Source organism: Stenotrophomonas sp. YJH_SMC_4 (genome assembly GCF_059371575.1).
The window spans coordinates 123,454-141,030 of the sequence record NZ_JCAFUR010000002.1; the positions used below are offsets into that span (position 1 = coordinate 123,454).

Sequence of the window (17,577 nt, forward strand, 5' to 3'; positions counted from 1 at the left end):
CGTGTTCGGCACAGTCGGGCTTGAAACGACTTAATCCCCTCCGTCCCCTTTTTCTGTTCGTAACGCGATCGCAACGCGTGATGCCGAGGCCTGCCGGAACCCAGCATTCACGCCATGTCATGGGAATGCGCGCGCTGCGCGCGTAAGATGACCGGCCGCAACCCGGTGCCTGTGCCCTTCGCGCGCAACCGTAGTTCGCGTCAAGCACCTTATGTCTACTGCAACCTCCACGCCGCGCTTCAGCAAGGAAGTCGGCGCCACCGGTCTGCTCGCCCTGCCGCTTGTGCTCGGGCATGTGTCCACCGGCCTGATCTCCTTCGTCGACAACGTGATTGCCGGCCACCATGCCACCGCGACCCTGGCCGCAGTGACCATCGGCACGGCGCTGCTGTGGCTGCCGATGCTGATCCCGATCGGCACCCTGATCTCGCTCACCGCCTCGGTATCGCAGCTGCACGGCGCCGGCCGCGAGCGCGAAATCGGCCCGCTGTTCCGCCAGGCACTGTGGCTGGCGCTGGGGCTGGGGCTGATCATGTTCACCTTCCTCACGGTGGTGCCGCCGCTGCTGCCATCGTTCGGGATCGCGCCGGACATCGTGCCGGGGGCGACCGCGTTCCTGCACGCGGTGCGCTGGGGCGGGCCCGCACTGACCCTGTACTTCTGCATGCGTTACCTGAGCGAAGGCATGCACTGGACGTTGCCGACCATGCTGCTCGGCTTCGGCGGCCTGCTGGTGCTGGCGCCGATGGGCTACGTGCTGGCCAACGGCAAGCTCGGTTTCCCGGAACTGGGTGCGGAAGGCCTGGGCATCGCTTCGGCGGTGATGATGTGGCTGCAGGCCACGGCGTTTGCCCTCTACCTGTGGCGCACCAAGCGCTTCGCCCACCTGCAGCTGTTCTCGCACTTCGAAGGACCGCGCTGGAAGGCGATCTGGGACCTGCTGCGCACCGGCCTGCCGATCGGCATTACCGTGCTGATGGAAGGCGGCCTGTTCATCGTCACCGCGCTGCTGATCGGCCGCCTGGGTGCGAATGAAGCGGCCGCGCACCAGATCGCGATCAACGTGGCGCAGCTGTGCTTCATGATCCCGATGGGCGTGGCCGAGGCCACCACCGTGCGCGTCGGCCATGCGGTTGGCCGTGGCGATGGCTTCGGCGTACGGCGTGCGGCCTGGGCCGGCTACGCGATCATCATGGGCACGCAGACGCTGTCGGCGGCGGTGCTGCTGTTCGGCCACGATGCCATCGTCGGTGTCTACACCAACGACCTGGCGGTGGCCGGCCTGGCCTCGACCCTGCTGCTGTACGCGGCCACCTTCCAGTTCCCGGATGGCATCCAGGTGCTGTCGGCCGGCGCGCTGCGCGGCCTGAAAGACACCCGCGTGCCGATGTTCATCGCCATGTTCGCTTACTGGGGCCTGGGCATGCCGCTCGGCGCCGGGCTCGGCCTGGGTCTGGGCATGGGCCCGCAGGGCATGTGGATCGGCCTGATCGTTGGCCTGACCGCCGCTGCCATCCTGATGGGCTGGCGCCTGCGCCGCAGCAGCCTGCGCATCGGCCAGTCGATGTTGTCCTGACCTTTGCGCCCGTCATGCCGACCCATGGCGGGCGATCCCCTGACTTGTGTCCGATGCCGCATCACACGGCACCGGCTATGCTGGTACCACGGCAAGAAGCCATCCGGAGCGTTCCATGAATCAACCCGTGCCCCCGCTGCCCCCGGCGCGTCGCAACCCCGTCGCCAGTTTCTTCATCGGGCTGTGGGACGTCATGAACTTCACCCGCCGGTTGATCCTCAACCTGCTGTTCTTCGGCCTGCTGTTCCTGCTGCTGGTGATGTTCGTCATCGCGGCGGGCATGGGCGCCGGTGCCAGCAAGTCGCTGCAGGACCGCACTACCCTGGTGATCGCCCCGGAAGGCCGCCTGGTCGAGCAGTTCAGCGCCGACCCGGTCAGCCGCGCACTGGCCAAGGCGGTGGGCGACAACGGCGCCGAAGAGATCCAGCTGCGCGACCTGCTGCGGGTGATCGAGTCGGCCAAGGAAGACAAGAAGATCGAGCGCGTGGTGCTGGAGCTGGACAAGCTGCAGCCGTCCGGCTTCGCTTCGCTGCGTGAAGTGGCCACCGCGCTGCAGGACCTGCGTGCCTCCGGCAAGCAGCTGGTGGCCTACAGCGAGAGCATGGGCCAGTCGCAGTACCTGCTGGCCGCACAGGCCGACGAGGTCTACCTGGACCCGATGGGGTCGGTGGTGCTCGAGGGCCTGGGCCGCTACCGCCAGTACTTCCGAACCGGCCTGCAGGACAAGCTGGGCGTGGACGTGCACCTGTTCAAGGTGGGCGAATACAAGTCCGCGGCCGAGCCGTACGTGCTCGATGCGGCCTCGCCGGCCTCCAAGGAAGCCGACCTGTTCTGGATGAACGACGTGTGGCAGCGCTATCTGGCGGACATCGCCAAGGCGCGTCGCCTGGACCCGGCACAGCTGGCCGCCGGCATCGACACGCTGCCGGAAGGCATCGCCGCCGCCGGTGGCGACCTGGCCAAGTTCGCCCTGCAGCAGAAGCTGGTGACCGCGCTGAAGACCCGCGAGGAATTCGAGGATCTGATGATCGAGCGCGGCGTGGCCGACGACGATGCCGACGGTGGCTTCCGCAACGTCGACTTCGGCACCTACCTGGGCCAGCTCGATGCGCGCCGCAACCCGGTGGACAACCGTCCGCAGGTAGCGGTGGTTGTGGCCGCCGGCGAAATCAGCGGCGGCGATCTCCCGGCCGGCCGCATCGGTGGCGAATCGACCTCGGCGCTGCTGCGTGCCGCGCGTGACGACGAGAACGTGAAGGCGGTGGTGCTGCGCGTGGATTCGCCGGGCGGTGAAGTGTTCGCCTCCGAGCAGATCCGCCGCGAAGTGGTGGCCCTGCAGGCCGCCGGCAAGCCGGTGGTGGTGTCGATGGGCGACCTGGCCGCCTCCGGTGGCTACTGGATCAGCATGAATGCCGATCGCATCTATGCCGATCCGTCGACCATCACTGGTTCGATCGGCATCTTCGGCATGGTGCCGAACTTCAGCCGCGCGCTGGACAAGATCGGCGTGCACACCGATGGTGTCGGCACCACCCGTTTCGCGGGTGCGTTCGATGTCACCCGCCCGATGGATCCGGCCGTGGGCCAGGTCATCCAGTCGGTGATCAACAAGGGTTACGCCGACTTCACCGGTCGCGTCGCCGACGCCCGCAAGAAGCCGGTCGAGGCCGTCGACGAAGTGGCGCGTGGCCGCGTGTGGAGCGGTGCGCAGGCCAAGGAGCGTGGCCTGGTCGATGCCTTCGGTGGCCTGAAGGATGCTGTGGCCGATGCCGCCAGCCGCGCCAAGCTGGGCAAGGCCGATGCCTACCGCGTGCGCTACATCGAGAAGGCGGCGACGCCGTTCGCGCAGTTCGTCAGCGGTTTCGCCGGCAGCCGCGCCGGCGCCTGGATGCTGTCCGACTCGGGCATGGCGCGGATGGTGCTGGCGCGCGCGATGCCGGAAGTGGATACGCAGCTGCGCTTTGTCGAGAACGCGGCGCGCGAGAAGGGCAACGGCACGCCGGTGAAGGCGCTGGCCTACTGCTTCTGCGGGTTCTGATCGGCAGCGGTGACGAATGAAAACGCCCGGCCCTGGCCGGGCGTTTTCGTTGGTGGGGTCGGATCCCTTTGCCCCGCAAAGGGCTCTGACCCCACAGGTCACTGCGTCGCGTCGGCCTCGGCCTTGCGTTCGCGTGCGGCGGCCTCTTCCACGGCCTTCCCTGCGTCCTTCGCACGGTCCAGCGGTTCCTGCATCGCACGCGACATCGCTTTGGGCACCGGTGGCTTCTCCGGGTTCGGCGTCGGCGGCCGCTGGCAGGCCACCAGCAGCACGCCGGCCAGCAGGGACGAGAACAGGGTCAGGATGCGCATGGCGGCTCTCCGCAGTGGGCGTACGTGCAGTGTCGCATCCTCGGCAGAGGGCCGCCGTGAGCGCGTATCCTTGCCGCATCGAAATGCAGCGGGCGCGGCCCCGGAGGAAACATGACCCAGCAACGGTGGCGCCTGGACGGGCAGACCGCCCTGATCACCGGTGCCAGCGCCGGTATCGGCCTGGCCATCGCGCACGAACTGGCCGGCTTCGGCGCGGACCTGATGATCGTCGGGCGCGATATCGACATGCTGGAGACCGCGCGCGACGAGCTGCTGGATGTGTATCCGCAGATGCAGGTGCACGCGCTGGCCGCCGATGTCTCCGACGACGAGGACCGCCGGCAGATCCTGGACTGGGTGGAAGACCACAGTGATGGCCTGCACATCCTGGTCAACAACGCTGGCGGCAACGTCACCAAGGCGGCCACGGAGTATTCAGAGGACGAATGGCGGAAGATCTTCGAGACCAACCTGTTCTCGGCGTTCGAGCTGTCGCGCTACGCGCATCCGCTGCTGGCTCGCCACGCATCGTCGTCGATCGTCAACGTCGGCAGCGTGTCCGGCCTGACCCATGTGCGCAGCGGCGTGGTCTACGGCATGAGCAAGGCCGCGATGCACCAGATGACCCGCAACCTGGCCGTCGAGTGGGCCGAGGATGGCATCCGGGTCAATGCAGTGGCGCCGTGGTACATCCGCACGCGGCGGACCTCCGGTCCGTTGTCGGACCCGGATTACTACGAGGAAGTGATCAACCGCACGCCGATGCGTCGTATCGGCGAGCCGGAGGAAGTGGCCGCCGCGGTGGGCTTCCTGTGCCTGCCGGCAGCCAGCTATGTCACCGGTGAGTGCATCGCGGTGGATGGCGGCTTCCTGCGCTACGGGTTCTGATCTTTCAGGGGGTAGTGCCGGCCGCTGGCCGGCAACTGCAATCATCTGAAGATCCTGTGGTTGCCGGCCAGCGGCCGGCACTACCGGGTGGCGGTCACCCCGGTACCGGGCAGTTGCTGGCCTCCAACACCGCCTGCAGCCGCTCGCGTTCACCGCGCGCGGTATCGCGGTTTTCCGGTGCGGCGAAGCGTTCACGGCCGCGGGCATCGCGGAAGCGCTGCTGCCAGCTGCCGCATCGCTGTGCTTCGGGAAGTTCCTCGCAGCGGTCGCGTACGACTTCGCAGCCGGCCGCGTTCATCGGCGTGACCCCGCCCAGGCCCTGCACCGTCATCGGTTCGCAGCGACCAGGTGATGCCTCGTACTCGTGCAGATAACCACCGCCCTGTCCGTCGGTGCACTGGAAGATCGGGGGAAGCGGCGGCTTCGGTGGACCGTTGCCTGCTTCGGCACGGGCATCGGCATCACGGCGCAGGGTCGCACTGTCGAGAATCTGGTTGGCACCTTCGCGTTCAACCATTCCCGCTTCCATGATGGTGCGTCCTTCGTCCGCGCGTCGTGGTTTCGCTGGGGCCGCAGGGGCAACGGCCGGTCCGGCCGGCACCGGCGCGGGTGTTTCGACGGGGGCGGGTGCAGGTTCCGCAGCCACAGGTGCAGCGGCAGCCGGCTGCGGGTTGGCCGGGCCGGGCACGCGCAGCACCTGCTGCTTGCTGCCGGTGGGGCACGGCGTGCGCTGCAGGGTAGGGACGTCACTACTGCTGGAGGTACAGCGGTAGATCACGCCCTCTTCGGCCAACGCGCTTCCGGGCAGCAGCGCCAGAAGCAACCAGATCAGTCTGTTCATGCTCACAGCGTACAGGCTGCGCTCAACGCTGGCAGTCGCGTGACAGGCGCGCGTCGATGCCACGCTGTTCGTTGTTGATGGCGGTGCGCTCGCTCTGCAATGCGCTGTTGTAGCGACGGTCCAGTTCCCAGCGGCGGTCGCGCAGGCGCGCACAGACCTCCTGTGGCGGCAGCGCGTGGCAGCTGTCGCGCACCAGCACGCTGCCGGCCGGGACCTGCACGCCTACGCCGACGGCGGGCGGCCGGTAACCGGGGCCCTCGCCGACGGGCGGACCGATCGGTGTGCCGATGGCCGGGCGCGGACCCGGGTACGATGGGCCCCGATGCCCGTGTGGCAGCCAGACGCTGGTCCACAACGGCACCCAACGCGGATTGCCCTCGTTGCTGTCGCTGGTATAGCGCTGGCCATCGTCGCGCACGCATTCGTAAAGCGGCTGGGGCGGCTGGATGTAGACGTGGCGGACCTCGCGGTCACGCATCACCGGAGATTCGTCCGGCGGTGCGGGCGGCGCATCGCTGCGCACCACCCGCGGCGCTGGATCGCGCGGGCGCTGCAGGTCGCGGACTTCCTGGCGGCCGCTGTTGCAGGGCCTGTCCTGCAGGGCCACGGCGCCGTTGCTGGCGACGCAGCGGTAGACCCGCACATCCTCGGCCGCCGGTGCCGTCGATGGCAGCAGCAGGCACAGGCCCAAAGCGGTGCGCAGCAGGTTCATGACGGCAGGGTGCGCGATTGTCCGGGGCAGCGCAATCGGCCGCTCAGGAGCGCAGCACGTTGCCGCTGAGCGCGTCGCGGATCGGGGTGGGCTGGGCCAGGCCGCCGGTTTCGCCATCCAGGATGCCATCAAGCAGGCGCAGCAGGCGTGGATCCAGTTCTTCGCGGCGGCGCGCCGGTGGTTCGCCGGCCAGGTTGGCGCTGGTGGAGACCAGCGGGCCTCCCCAGGCACGGCAGAGTTCGGCCACCAGCGGGTGGGCGCTGATGCGCACGGCGATGCCGCTGTGCTCCCCGGTGACCCACGGCTGGGCACGGGGTCCGGCCGGCAGGATCCAGGTGTTGGCGCCGGGCCAGCTGGCCAGCACCGCGCGCTGGCGTGCGTCCGGCAGGGCCTGCAGGCGCACCCAGCCTTCCAGCTGCGCCAGATCGGCCGCGACCAGAATCATGCCTTTTTCGATCGGGCGTTGTTTCAGTCGCAGCACCATGTGCACCGCCGCCTCGTGCGAAGGGTCACAGCCCAGGCCCCAGACCGCTTCGGTCGGGTAGGCGATCACGCCGCCCGCGCGGAGCGTGGCGACAGCAGAGTCCAGGGTGAGTTCTTTCATGGCGGCGACCGGCCCGGCGTGGGCCTTCATTATCCCCCTGCTGCGTGCAGAAGGGGTGGACCCTGGCACCCGGTAGTGCCGGCCGCTGGCCGGCATCTGATGCTTCTGGGGTTGCCGGCCAGCGGCCGGCACTACCCCTCATCCACGTATGGCGTGGAGTTACTTCGCGGCCTTCTTGACGGCGTTCTTCGCCGGGGCCTTCTTCGCGGCGGCCTTCTTTACTGCTTTCTTTGCAGCGGCCTTCTTGGCAGGCGCTTTCTTTGCAGCGGCCTTCTTCGGCGCGGCTTCCTTCTTCACTGCCGCCTTCTTGGCCGGGGCTTTCTTCGCGGCGGCCTTCTTGGCACCGAAGCCCTTGCGCACCGGCTTGCCGGTTTCTTCCATCAACTGCTGCACTTCAGCCAGGGTCAGCGACGCCGGTTCGCGATCCTTGGGGATCTTGCCGTTCATCCTGCCGTCGCTGATGTACGGGCCGAAGCGGCCGTTCAACACCTGGATGTCGCTGCCCTCGAACTCCTTGATGATCCGGTTGCGCGCGATCTCTTCCTTCTCTTCGATCAGGAACACGGCGCGGGCCAGGTCGATGGTGTACGGGTCGTCCTCCTTCTTCAGCGAGGCATAGGTGCTGCCGCGCTTGGCGAACGGGCCGAAGCGGCCGATGCCGACGCTGACCGGCTCGCCGTTGTCCTCGCCCAGTGCGCGCGGCATCAGGAACAGCTCCAGCGCGTCTTCCAGGGAAATGGTGTGCATCGACTGGCCGGGGCGCAGCGAAGCGAACTTCGGCTTCTCCTCGGCATCTTCGGCAGTGCTGCCGATGGCGGCATAGGGCCCGAAACGGCCCAACCGCACGCTGACCGGCTTGCCGGTCTTGGGGTCGGTGCCGAGCTCGCGCGCGCCACTGGCCTCCGCGCGGTCGACCGATTCCTTCTTGTCTTCGACCAGTTCCTTGAACGGTTCCCAGAAGCGCGACATCAGCGGGATCCAGTCTTCTTCGCCACGCGAGACGGCATCGAGCTCGTCTTCAAGCTTGGCGGTGAAGTCGTAATCCACGTACTGGGTGAAGTGGCTGGACAGGAACTTGGACACCGCGCGGCCCACATCGGACGGGCGGAAGCTGCGCCCTTCCATTTCCACGTACTTGCGGAACAACAGGGTCTGGATGATCGAGGCGTAGGTCGAGGGACGGCCGATGCCGTACTCTTCCAGCGCCTTCACCAGCGCCGCTTCGGTGTAGCGCGGTGGCGGCTGGGTGAAATGCTGTTCGGCCTGGATGCGTTCCAGCGGCACGCGGTCGCCGGGCTTCATCGCCGGCAGCTTGCGGCCTTCGTCCTCGTCCTCGGCACTCTTGTTGTCCTTGCCTTCCTCGTACACGGCCAGGAAGCCGGGCACGACCACGGTGGTGCCGCTGGCACGGAACACGTGCTCGCTGCCGGCCGAAAGGTCGACGCTGACCGTGTTGAGCGTGGCCGGAATCATCTGGCAGGCCACTGCACGCTTCCAGATCAGTTCGTACAGGCGGCGCTCGTCGTCGGTGAGGAAGCGGGCGACCTGGGCCGGGGTGCGCAGGGCCGAGGTCGGGCGCACCGCTTCGTGCGCCTCCTGGGCGTTCTTCGACTTGGTCTGGTAGGTGTTGGGCTGGTCGGGCAGCGAGGCGATGCCGTAATCACGGGCGATCACGTCGCGGATCTCGGCCAGCGCATCCTGCGACAGGTTCACCGAGTCGGTACGCATGTACGAGATCAGGCCGACGGTGCCTTCGTCACCAATCGCCACGCCTTCATACAGCTTCTGCGCCACCTGCATGGTCTTGCGGGTGGTGAAGCCGAGCTTGCGCGAGGCTTCCTGCTGCAGGGTGGAGGTGGTGAACGGCGGCGCCGGGCGGCGCTTGCGCTCCTTGCTGGCCACGTCGGTGACGTGCAGCGAGCCCTGCGCGGCCTGCTGGATGCGCATCCGCGCCGCTTCAGCGGTGTCGCCATCGGTGATGGTGAACTGCTCGAACTTCTGCCCGTCCAGCTTGATCAGCTTGGCGTTGAAGTGCTGCGACGGGTGCGCGCACTCGGCGGCGATCGACCAGTACTCGCGGGCGATGAAGGCTTCGATCTCTTCCTCGCGCTCGACGATCATGCGCAGCGCCGGGCTCTGCACGCGGCCGGCGGACAGGCCGCGCTGGACCTTGCGCCACAGCACCGGCGACAGGTTGAAACCGACCAGGTAATCCAGCGCGCGGCGCGCCTGCTGGGCATCGACCAGGTCGCTGGCGATCGCGCGCGGCTGGCTGATGGCTTCCTTGATGGCGCGCGGGGTGATCTCGGTGAACACCACGCGCTGCATCGGCTTGTCCTTGACCAGCCCGCGTTCCTTCAGGATCTCGGCGATATGCCAGCTGATCGCTTCACCCTCGCGATCCGGGTCGGTCGCCAGCAGGATGTCGTCGGCGCCCTTGGCGGCCTTGGCGATCGCGTCGACGTGCTTCTCGTTCTTGTCGATCACGTCATAGTGCATGGCGAACCCGTTGTCCGGGTCGACCGCGCCTTCCTTCGGAATCAGGTCACGCACATGCCCATACGAGGCCAGGACGGTGTAGTCCTTGCCGAGGTATTTGTTGATCGTCTTGGCCTTGGCCGGCGATTCGACGATGAGCAGGTGCTTGGGCATGGCAGCAGGGTCTGTGGGGCGAACCGTGGGGAAGGGGCCGCTAGGGTGGAGCAAATGGCCGCATTAGTGAAGCGGCCACGCGCAAATCCATAAACTGAACGCCCGGTAATGTGCCGGGCGTTCAGGTTTCACCTTATTAGAGGAATCACGCCCGGCCAGCCCGTGTCAAGCAGCCAGCCGTGAGGATGGCCGTTCAGGAGGCCATCTTGGCGATGAAGCCGACCGCGAACACCAGCAGCGCCAGGCCCACCAGCGACAGTACCGCCGTCAACACCAGTACCAGCACGGTGACGGTGCCCAGCTCGCGGCGCTGCAGGTGGGGCTGGTCGGTGTAGGCCCAGCGGTCGACCACCAGAGTGTCGCAGATCATGTCGTGCAGGCCCTGCTTGCGTTCGGTGAAGGCCGCCATCAGGAAGCCGATGCCGAGGGTGAAGCTGCTCAGCAGCATGGCCCAGTAACGACCGAACGCGCGGGCCTTGGTCAGGCGCTCGCCGTTGCCGCGGACGACCTTGATGCCGACCGCCATCTTGCCCAGCGTGGCGCCGCCCTTCGAGGCATGGAACCAGGTGTAGTACGCCATGCCGATGCAGAGGTTGATCAGGGCACTGGCCAGCTGGGCCACGATCTCGATGGCCGATTCGCCACTGCCCACCGCGCCCATGCTGGCGCCCAGGATCGCACCGAGGATGGCCCCGATGATGCTGCCGGGGATGACCAGCACGAAGTAGTCGATCATGTAGGCCGCCACGCGCTTCCAGAAGCCTGCGTAGACCACTTCACCGCCAACCACAGGCTGTGCGTGGCCACCGCTGCCGACGGCGGCTGGAGCGCTGTATGGCGAGCTGCTGAGCGCGCCGGTGCCGGGCAGCGGTGCGGTGCCGCTGTCGATGGCGGCATAGTCGCTGCGCAGGTCGAACCCGCCGCTGCTGGTGGCCGTACTGGCATCGGCCAGCGTCTGCAGGCCGAGCTCGTCGACCACCTGGCGCAGTGCAGCCCACTGGGCCATGCCCTCGCGCCAGACCAGGGTGTCCAGGTTCAACTGGCCGCGCTGGAAGCGCTGGCGGATCTCCTGGACCGGCAGCGGGCCCTGGCGTTGCTGTCCTTCGGCGTAGTACCACTCAGTCATTGCATGTTCCCTGTTGAATCATCCTTGGAGGTGCTGGCGTGCGCGTGGCTCAGCCGCGGCACGTCGGCGGCAGGTACTTGTCGTTGCTTTCGCCACTGCATTCCCAGCGGCCGCTGTCGCGATCGTATTCCAGCCACAGCAGGTCGCCGTCGATGCCCTTGCCTGGTACCGCCAGCGTTGCTTCGATGCCGCAGTGACCGTTGTTGAAGCGGCCGATGTTCACCGCCGACAGGCCCGCGTTGGCGAAGTCGCCCGGGGCCGGGAAGCCGGCGTCATTGGCACCCGGGCAGCGGCCTTCGTCATCGGCGAAATGCTGCACCTGGTCCTTCAGCGGCTGCAGCGCGGCCACGGCGCCGGCGACTTTGCTGCGCACGGTGTAGTCGTTGTAGGCCGGCAGCGCGATGGCGGCCAGGATGGCCACGATCGGGACCAGTACCAGCAACAGGGCACCACCGATGATGGCGGTCAGCGCACAGCCGGACAGCTTCTTTTTCGGTGCCGGCAGGACGGTGGCCGATGCACTGGCGGCGTAGGGCGTGGACGCCGGCAGTACCGGCGGCTGCGGCGGAGGCGGTGCGACGGGTTCCGGTTCCGGTTCCGGTTCGGGTTCGACCGGCGGTACGGCGGCGTCCAGCGCCGGCACGATCAGGCCGAGTTCGTCCACGACGGTGCGCAACGGCTGCCATTGCGGCAGTCCGTCGCGCCACACCAGGGTGTCCAGGGTGATCTGGTTGTTGCGGAACAGCTCGACCAATTGTTCCGCCGGCAGCGGACCTTGCTGCCGGTTGCCTTCTGCATGGAACCACTCGCTCACGGGGACGCTCCTGAATGCGCTATGCCCCCAAGTGTACGGTCAGTGCAGGGGTTCTGGCTCGTCCATGAACATCTGCGTCTCCATCCAGGCATAGGCCGCTTCGGAGCCAGGCTGGTTGAACAGCACCATCAGTACGACCCATTTCAGGTCGTCCAGGTCCAGTTCGTCCTGGTCCAGGGCCATCGCCCGGTCCAGCACCAGTTCGCGCTGGTCGGCGTCGAGGATGCCGTGCTGTTCCAGGTACAGCAGGAAGCCGCGGCATTCCACGTCCAGCTTGTCCAGCTCGGGGCCGTGGTAGACGCGCACGGGGCCGTCGACCCGTGCCTGGGCCACGCTCGGCCGCTGCGCGGCCAGGGCGTCGAGCCAGTCGAACGCCTTGTTGATCTCGGTTGGGCTGAAACCGGCCTGGATCAGGCCGTTCTGGAGCGAATCGCGGTCACGGATCAGGTCCGCGTCTTCGCTGAAATAGTGTTCAAACAGGTACAGCAGTACGTCCAGGATGCTCTCTTTCATTGCCCCTCGGCCTGCGTCGCGCGACGCTGTGGAGGTGAAGAAACTAGGGAGTTCGACAGTAGCGGCCGTGTACGCACACCACGATTCCCGCCAGTTCCATGGCCAGCAGCATGGAGGACACCTGGGGCGCCGTCAATCCACAGCGTGTGATCAGTGAATCCATACTGCTTGGGTCGTGGTCCAGGGCCCGCCACAAGCACTGGTAGTCAGGGTCGTCGGCCCAGCGCGCCGGCAGGAGCGCCGGCGGTGCCTGTTCAGTGGGGGTGCCCAGCCGTGATTGCAAGCCCGGCAGCTGCTGGCGAAGGGCGGGGGCCAGCAGTTCCAGCACTTCCTCGGGGCGCTCGACCAGTGCGGCTCCTTCACGGATCAGCCGGTGGCAGCCCGCTGCGCGTGGGTTGAGTACCGAGCCGGGCAGGGCACAGACTTCACGGCCCGCCTCGGCAGCCAGCCGTGCGGTGATCAGGGCGCCGGAGCGTTGCGCGGCCTCGACCACCACCGTCGCCAGCGCCAGCCCGGCCACCAGGCGGTTGCGCGCGGGGAAGTGGCCCGGGCGTGCCGTTGTGCCGGGCAGGTACTCGCTGAGCACCGCGCCCTCGGCGGCGATCCGCCCCTGCAACCGTTGGTGGCTGTTCGGATAGGCCCGATCAGGGCCGGTTCCGATCACCGCCACGGTGCAGCCGCCTGCCTCCAGTGTGGCCAGATGGGCGGCCGCGTCGATGCCGGCCGCCAGGCCACTGGTTACGGCCAGTCCGGCCTCGACGAAGCAGCCGGCAAAGCGCGCGGCCAGCGCGCGTCCTCCCGGGGTGGGCGAGCGGCTGCCGACCAGCGCCACCGAGGGGCGCCAGGCCAGGCTCGGATCGCCCGCCACGAACAGCGCCAGTGGCGGGTTCGGGACGTCCAGCAGGGGCGGCGGAAAGGCCGCATCGGCGAAGGACAGCAGATGGTGGTCGTCGTCTTCCAGCCAGTGCCGTGCCACGGTCCAGGCGCGGGCGTCGGGGTGTTCCAGTGCAGCGCACTGCTCTGGCGTGCAACCGTGCGCGCGCCAGTTCGCGGCGCCCTGCGCGATCGCAGTCTGCGCGCTACCCGCGGCCTGCAGCAGGGACCGCCGTGGCGCCAGCGCGCCGCCTGCCATCACCAGGCGCAGCAGCGCCTCATCAGCTTGCTTGGTCATTCCCCACTATCGAGCGCATGCAACAAAGGCGCCCTAGGGCGCCTTCGCATGTGGCTGTCAGGTTTTGCCGGAGACCGCCCCTGTAGAGTCGACTGTCAGTCGACTACCGCGCGCAGCGCGGGCGCTTTCGGGGGGGCGGTGAAGAGCAGTCGACCAACAGTCGACTCTACCGCGCATCCGGGTGCAGCGCGTTGTACCCCACGCGCACCGGCTTCACGCCCTGCATCACCAGCGCGTAGCTGACATTGTCGAAGGTGCGGAACACCATGGCATGCGCCGCGTACTCGTCCGGCAGCGAGACCCGGCCGGCGCCGGTGCTGAGCGAATCGTCCGTGCGCGACGAGTTCGGGTACTTCATGCGGTGCGCCACATGGCGGCCCGGGCGCCACAGCGAGAACACGGTTCCATTGTCCACGCCCTGCGTGCGACCAGCCGAGATCGCGATCACGTCGCGGGGGCCGCCGGCGGTGAACATGTCGGTGACGGCCAGCACGCGTACGTCGACGCCCTCGACGCCTGCGGCGGGGACATGGGGCACGAACTGCAGGTCGTACGGCCTGGCCTCGATCGGCACCAGGCGGTCGCCGGCACGCACCTCACGGCCGCCTTCGTTCTTGTCCAGCACCAGGGTGGACGCCTCGACCTTGCCTCCGGCGACATGGGTGATGGTGCCGGTGGCGACCTGGGCCAGCTCATAGCCGAGCACGCCGCGGCGGTGGTTGGGTGCGCTGTAGGCGCGCCACAGGTTGCCGCTGCCCGGGGTGACGTCGCCGTTGGCGGTCAGGTCCTCGGTCGGCTTGGGCTGGGCGTAGCGCACGGTCGGGCGGACAACCGCCCAGCGCTGGCCTACCTGGGCGTCAGCCAGGCGCACATAGACGGCGTGGCCGCTGGTGGCACGCAGGCGTTCCTCTTCCAGGCCGGCCACGTAGGGCAGCTGCTCGATGCTGTCGACCACGCTCAGCTGCTTCAGGAACGGCTCGACCTGGGCCAGCGGAATGGCGTCGATCGGGGCCTCCTGGCGTGGGCCGGGCCGGGCCGCCACGGTTACCCGGTCCAGGTAGGCCAGGCTCAGGACGTCACCGGGATAGATCAGGTGCGGATTGGCGATCTGCGGATTGGCCTGCCAGATCTCCGGCCACAGCCACGGCTTCTGCAGGAAACGTGCGGCGATATCCCACAACGTATCCCCTTTTCGGACCACATAGGTGTCCGGGTGCCCGCCATTCACTTCCACGGCGGTAGCATAGGCAGCCACGGTCAGCATCGCCGCGGCGACGACCGTACGAAAACGAAGCAACATAGGTGTGAAGCCCTGATTCCCCAACAGGTCCGCGCACTATAGTCCAGAAACCGGGGCGCAAGGCAAGCGTTGGAGCTAGAATCTGCGACGTATGCCGGCGTGCCGGCCCCCTATCCGGAAACAGCCATGGCCCTTCTCCCCATTCTCGAGTTCCCCGATCCGCGCCTGCGTACCAAGGCCGCGTTGATCGAAGCTGCCGAAGTCACCACGCCGGCCTTCCAGGAACTGATCGACAACATGTTCCTGACCATGTACGACGCCCCGGGCATCGGCCTGGCCGCCACCCAGGTGGACGTGCACAAGCGCTTCATGGTCATCGACGTCAGCGAAGAAAAGAATGAACCGCATGTGTTCATCAATCCGGAAATCGTCGCCAAGGACGGGGGCCGGGTGTACCAGGAGGGCTGCCTGTCGGTTCCGGGCATCTTCGCCGACGTGACCCGTGCCGACACCATCACCGTGAAGTACCTGGACCGCAACGGCCAGGAACAGCAGATGGAGGCTGGTGACGTGCTGGCCACCTGCATCCAGCACGAGATGGATCACCTGGACGGCAAGCTGTTCATCGACTATCTGTCGCCGCTCAAGCGCGAGATGGTGCGCAAGAAGCTGGCCAAGCAGCGCAAGCACGTGGCGTGATCGCCAATCCGGGCCACCCTTCGGGTGGCCCGTGCCTGCGCGGCTCGCGCGGGCTCTACGGCGCCGGCCGACGGCGCCGTTTTCTTTCCTGCACGAATCCATCCTGCAAGTGGGGTAGCCATGAGGATTGTCTTTGCCGGTACGCCGGAATTCGCGGTGTCGTCGCTGCGCGCGGCTGCGCGCCACCATGAGGTCGTGGCCGTCTATACCCAGCCTGATCGCCCGGCCGGCCGAGGCCGTGGCCTGGCGCCTTCGCCGGTCAAGCTCGAAGCCGTGGCCCGTGGCATTCCGGTCTACCAGCCGGAGTCGCTGAAGGACGCGGCCGCCCAGCAGCAGTTGCGCGACCTGCAGCCGGACCTGATGGTGGTGGTGGCCTATGGCCTGATCCTGCCCAAGGCAGTACTGGCCATCCCGACCCATGGTTGCTGGAACGTGCATGCCTCGCTGCTGCCGCGCTGGCGCGGCGCTGCGCCGATCCAGCGTGCGATCCAGGCTGGTGACGCGAAGACCGGGGTGTGCCTGATGCAGATGGAGGCTGGCCTGGATACCGGCCCGGTGCTGCTGCACCAGGAGCTGCCGATCGCCGCCACCGATACCGGCGGCCAGCTGCACGACAAGCTGGCCGAGCTTGGTGCCCAGGTGTTGTCTGATGGCCTGGGCCTGCTGCGCGCGGGCATCAAGCCGATCGCGCGACCGCAGCCGGAACAGGGCGTGACGTACGCGCACAAGCTGGACAAGGCCGAAGCCAGGCTGGACTGGGCGCAGGACGCCGACGCGCTGGCGCGTACCGTGCGCGCGTTCAATCCGTGGCCGATCGCCGAGGCAACGCTGGCTGGCGAACGCGTGCGCATCCATGGTGCGGTGGCACTGGAGGCAGACCACGGCCAGGCGCCGGGCACCGTGCTGGCCGCCGGCCGCGACGGCATCGACATTGCCTGTGGCCAGGGCGCGCTGCGCCTGCGCGTGCTGCAGCGTGAAGGCGGCAAGGCGATCACCGCTGCCGATTACCTCAACGCTCGCCGCGACCTGCGCGTGGGGGCATAAGCGGTGTCCAAGCAGAACGATTTCTCCGTCGCCAAGGCGGCACCGGGCGCGGCCACGCGCATGCTGGCCGCACGCGTGCTGGCACAGGTGTTCACCCGTGGCCGTTCGCTGAAGGCCGAACTGGCCTGGGCGCTGCCGAAGCTGGCCGACAGCCGCGACCGCGCGCTGCTGGAAGCCCTGTGTTTCGCTGTGCTGCGCCGTCGCAGCACCTATGACGCGGCCTTGCAGGCCTGGATGCAGAAGCCGCTGTCGGCGCGCGATGCCGACCTGCGCACGCTGCTGATGGTCGGTTTCGCCCAGCTGGACGTGCTCGAACTGCCTGCGCACGCAGCGCTTTCGGCTACGGTCGATGCGGCGCGCGCGCTGGGCCGTGAGCGCCAGGCAGGCCTGGTCAACGCGATCCTGCGCCGCGCCCAGCGCGAGGGGTTCCCCGAGCAGCCTGCGCGCGACGCCTTCCCGGAATGGTTGGCTGATGCGATCGAACGCGACTGGCCGGCGCAGGCCGAAGCGATCTTCAGCGCCAGCCTGCAACCCGCGCCCTTGTGGCTGCGTGCCAACCGCCAGCACGGCGGTCGCGACAAGGCCCTGGCGACGCTGGCCGAGGCCGGCATTGCCGCTGAAGCCACTGCACTGTGCGCCGATGCGTTGCGCCTGGCGACCCCCGTTGCCGTGAACCAGCTGCCGGGCTTCGGCGATGGTGCACTGTCGGTGCAGGACCTGTCGGCGCAATGCGCGGCCGATGCGCTGGCACCCGCGACCGGTGCCCGCGTGCTGGATGCCTGCGCGGCACCCGGCGGCAAATCGGCGCATCTGCTGGAGCGTGACCCGAGCCTGCGCCTGCTGGCGCTGGATATCGACGCGCGCCGTCTGGCCCGGGCACGTGACACTTACACCCGCACCGGTGTGGGCGAGCATGCGCAGACCCTGGTCGCCGATGCCAGCGATCCCGGTTCGTGGTGGGACGGCGTGCCGTTCGACGCGATCCTGCTGGATGCGCCATGTTCGGCCACGGGCGTGATCCGCCGCCAGCCGGATGTGATGTTCCACCGTCGCGCCGAGGACGTCGATGCACTGGTGGGCGTGCAGGCGCGCCTGCTGGAAGCCTGCTGGTCGATGCTGCGCCCGGGCGGCGTGCTGCTGTACGCCACCTGTTCGATCCTGCGCGCCGAGAACATCGATCAGGTGCGTGCGTTCCTGAAGTGGCATCCGAACGCGGTGGCGCAGCCGCTGGGCGATGCGTTCGGCGTGGATTGCGAAGGCGTGGCACGCCAGCGACTGCCTGGTGACAACGATGCTGACGGTTTCTTCTACGCGCGTCTGATAAAAGCAGCCTGACCCCCGCTGCCGT

16 protein-coding genes are annotated in these 17,577 nt (G+C 67.9%); 6 read left to right on the forward strand and 10 right to left on the reverse strand.

Annotated elements, in window-relative coordinates:
* The first annotated feature begins 211 nt into the window (after positions 1 to 211).
* Positions 212 to 1,576: an MATE family efflux transporter gene (locus tag AC5P9F_RS04085; RefSeq protein ID WP_005414611.1), complete on the forward strand. Its 1,365-nt coding sequence runs from the start codon at positions 212 to 214 to the stop codon at positions 1,574 to 1,576.
* Between the two features lie 115 nt (positions 1,577 to 1,691).
* Complete coding sequence (sppA, locus tag AC5P9F_RS04090; protein WP_049450300.1) at positions 1,692 to 3,614, forward strand: signal peptide peptidase SppA; 1,923 nt, start codon at positions 1,692 to 1,694, stop codon at positions 3,612 to 3,614.
* Between the two features lie 98 nt (positions 3,615 to 3,712).
* Here the strand turns inward: sppA and AC5P9F_RS04095 are convergent, their stop codons facing one another.
* On the reverse strand, positions 3,713 to 3,925 hold the full coding sequence (locus AC5P9F_RS04095; protein WP_005411203.1) for a hypothetical protein: 213 nt from the start codon (positions 3,923 to 3,925) through the stop codon (positions 3,713 to 3,715).
* Positions 3,926 to 4,036: 111 nt separating this feature from the next.
* Between AC5P9F_RS04095 and AC5P9F_RS04100 the strand changes: the two genes are divergently transcribed.
* Positions 4,037 to 4,813: an SDR family oxidoreductase gene (locus AC5P9F_RS04100; protein ID WP_005411202.1), complete on the forward strand. Its 777-nt coding sequence runs from the start codon at positions 4,037 to 4,039 to the stop codon at positions 4,811 to 4,813.
* Positions 4,814 to 4,907: 94 nt separating this feature from the next.
* On the opposite strand, the gene AC5P9F_RS04105 is transcribed toward AC5P9F_RS04100, so the two are convergent.
* The 9 genes from AC5P9F_RS04105 to AC5P9F_RS04145 form a co-directional block, all read right to left on the reverse strand.
* A complete protein-coding gene (locus AC5P9F_RS04105) occupies positions 4,908 to 5,654 on the reverse strand; it encodes a hypothetical protein (protein ID WP_005411201.1) in 747 nt (248 codons plus the stop codon).
* A 22-nt stretch (positions 5,655 to 5,676) separates the two neighbouring features.
* On the reverse strand, positions 5,677 to 6,366 hold the full coding sequence (locus AC5P9F_RS04110; protein ID WP_043034572.1) for a DUF4124 domain-containing protein: 690 nt from the start codon (positions 6,364 to 6,366) through the stop codon (positions 5,677 to 5,679).
* Between the two features lie 43 nt (positions 6,367 to 6,409).
* Positions 6,410 to 7,000 carry an L-threonylcarbamoyladenylate synthase type 1 TsaC gene (gene tsaC, locus AC5P9F_RS04115; protein WP_005411199.1) on the reverse strand — a complete coding sequence of 197 codons (591 nt, stop codon included), beginning with the start codon at positions 6,998 to 7,000 and terminating at the stop codon, positions 6,410 to 6,412.
* A 129-nt stretch (positions 7,001 to 7,129) separates the two neighbouring features.
* Complete coding sequence (locus AC5P9F_RS04120; protein WP_133050271.1) at positions 7,130 to 9,622, reverse strand: DNA topoisomerase I; 2,493 nt, start codon at positions 9,620 to 9,622, stop codon at positions 7,130 to 7,132.
* A 193-nt stretch (positions 9,623 to 9,815) separates the two neighbouring features.
* Positions 9,816 to 10,748, reverse strand: coding sequence for an RDD family protein (locus AC5P9F_RS04125; protein WP_005411197.1), 933 nt, complete (start codon positions 10,746 to 10,748; stop codon positions 9,816 to 9,818).
* Between the two features lie 49 nt (positions 10,749 to 10,797).
* Positions 10,798 to 11,562, reverse strand: a complete 765-nt coding sequence (locus tag AC5P9F_RS04130) for a pilin (RefSeq protein WP_111150225.1) — start codon at positions 11,560 to 11,562, stop codon at positions 10,798 to 10,800.
* 39 nt (positions 11,563 to 11,601) lie between these two features.
* Positions 11,602 to 12,075 carry a DUF494 family protein gene (locus AC5P9F_RS04135; RefSeq protein WP_005411195.1) on the reverse strand — a complete coding sequence of 158 codons (474 nt, stop codon included), beginning with the start codon at positions 12,073 to 12,075 and terminating at the stop codon, positions 11,602 to 11,604.
* Positions 12,076 to 12,118: 43 nt separating this feature from the next.
* Complete coding sequence (gene dprA, locus AC5P9F_RS04140; RefSeq protein ID WP_133050272.1) at positions 12,119 to 13,246, reverse strand: DNA-processing protein DprA; 1,128 nt, start codon at positions 13,244 to 13,246, stop codon at positions 12,119 to 12,121.
* Positions 13,247 to 13,412: 166 nt separating this feature from the next.
* The gene (locus AC5P9F_RS04145; protein WP_005414604.1) at positions 13,413 to 14,546 is read right to left on the reverse strand and encodes a LysM peptidoglycan-binding domain-containing protein; all 1,134 of its coding nucleotides are present in this window, start codon (positions 14,544 to 14,546) and stop codon (positions 13,413 to 13,415) included.
* Positions 14,547 to 14,672: 126 nt separating this feature from the next.
* On the opposite strand from AC5P9F_RS04145, the gene def reads away from it, so the two are divergent.
* The 3 genes from def (at position 14,673) to rsmB (ending at position 17,564) form a co-directional block, all read left to right on the forward strand.
* Positions 14,673 to 15,185 carry a peptide deformylase gene (def, locus tag AC5P9F_RS04150; protein WP_005411192.1) on the forward strand — a complete coding sequence of 171 codons (513 nt, stop codon included), beginning with the start codon at positions 14,673 to 14,675 and terminating at the stop codon, positions 15,183 to 15,185.
* Positions 15,186 to 15,305: 120 nt separating this feature from the next.
* A complete protein-coding gene (gene fmt / locus AC5P9F_RS04155) occupies positions 15,306 to 16,229 on the forward strand; it encodes a methionyl-tRNA formyltransferase (RefSeq protein ID WP_024957899.1) in 924 nt (307 codons plus the stop codon).
* Positions 16,230 to 16,232: 3 nt separating this feature from the next.
* Positions 16,233 to 17,564, forward strand: coding sequence for a 16S rRNA (cytosine(967)-C(5))-methyltransferase RsmB (rsmB, locus tag AC5P9F_RS04160; RefSeq protein ID WP_133050273.1), 1,332 nt, complete (start codon positions 16,233 to 16,235; stop codon positions 17,562 to 17,564).
* Positions 17,565 to 17,577 lie beyond the last annotated feature (13 nt).